The organism is Pseudomonas sp. LAIL14HWK12:I10, assembly GCF_900184205.1.
Classification (GTDB): Bacteria; Pseudomonadota; Gammaproteobacteria; order Pseudomonadales; family Pseudomonadaceae; genus Aquipseudomonas; species Aquipseudomonas kermanshahensis.
The window spans coordinates 1-1,018 of sequence record NZ_FXWU01000033.1; the positions used below are offsets into that span (position 1 = coordinate 1).

At 58.9% G+C, this 1,018-nt stretch carries 1 protein-coding gene; it reads left to right on the forward strand.

Annotated features, from left to right (window positions below):
* Positions 1–1,018, forward strand: a 1,018-nt coding sequence (locus tag QOS90_RS27505; RefSeq protein ID WP_143491120.1) for an immunoglobulin-like domain-containing protein, incomplete at both ends; no start/stop codon positions are given.

Consider the following 1,018-nt stretch of genomic DNA (forward strand, 5'->3'; position numbering starts at 1 on the left):
ACGCTGACCAACAAAGACGGTCTGCCGATCGACAAGCACTCGGCACTGACCTTCACCTTGAGTGACGGCACCACCGTCATCACGGTTCCGGCCAACAGCACTACCGGTTTCACCACCGTGACTGCTCCGGACAACGTCTACGTCGGTACCAACGACGCGGTGATCAAATCGATCGCCACCGTCGCCGGTGCTGATGTCGGCAAGTTCGAGAACCTGGTTCTGGACAAAACGCCGGTCAGCACTGCTGTCACTGACGAGCCAGGCTCGGGTACTCCAGGCGCTGGCAACGAAGGTGATCTGGTCAAAGTCACCATCACGGCTGATCAGGTTTCGGTTGCCGAGAACGTCAAACCAACGTTCACCGTTCACATCAACACTGCCCTGGCTCACGACCTGGTCGTAACCCTGAGCAACAACGCTACCGTCACCATCAAAGCTGGCGAAACCAGCGCGCCGTACACCCACGAAGCGCAGGGCGACGACGTTTATAAAGACGCTGGCGAAATCGAGTTGGGCGTGAAGTCGGCAGCAGACATCGACGGCCGTGCCTTCGAAAACCTGCAGCTGGGCGATGCGGCGTCGGTCAAGGTGACTGACACCACCGACGACGTGGTGGCCAAACTGACTGCGACGCCTTCGGTTACCGAAGGTGGTGCGATCACCTACACCATCACCCTGACCAACAAAGATGGTCTGCCGATTGATAAACATTCGGCACTCACCTTCACCTTGAGCGACGGCACCACCGTCATCACCGTGCCGGCCAACAGCACCACTGGCTTCACCACCGTGACTGCCCCGGACAACGTCTACACCGGTACCAACGATCCAGTGATCAAGTCGATCGCTTCGGTCGATGGCGCTGATGTCGGCAAGTTCGAAAACCTGGTTCTGGACAAGACCCCGGTCAGCACCGCTGTGACCGACGAACCCGGCGTAGGCACCCCAGGCAGCAACAACCAGGGCGACAAAGTCGAACTGAGCATCGTTGCCAACCAGACCTCGGTCTTCGAGAACG